Here is a 203-nt window from a genome sequence, read left to right as displayed (position 1 = left end):
TGCTGGGTGTGCTCGCCGCGGTGGGCGCGGCGCTCCGCCCGCTGGGGGCGGGGACGGCCGGTCTGGAGCCGATGTTCTTCCTGATGGTGCTGAGCGGCCGGGTCCTGGGGCCGGGCTTCGGCTTCGTCCTGGGCTCGGTGACGATGTTCGCGTCGGCTCTGCTCACGGGCGGAGTGGGCCCTTGGATGCCGTTCCAGATGCTG

1 pseudogene is annotated in these 203 nt (G+C 72.4%); it reads left to right on the top strand.

The features are described from left to right. A pseudogene (locus tag CCN56_RS45510) lies at positions 1-203 on the top strand (ECF transporter S component); the annotation flags it as partial.

Origin of the sequence: Streptomyces sp. NRRL B-24572, assembly GCF_002156145.1 — a bacterium.
GTDB lineage: Bacteria > Actinomycetota > Actinomycetes > Streptomycetales > Streptomycetaceae > Streptomyces > Streptomyces vietnamensis.
The sequence above is the reverse complement of the archived record's forward strand: the minus strand, read 5'-3'. Positions and strand labels throughout refer to the sequence as shown.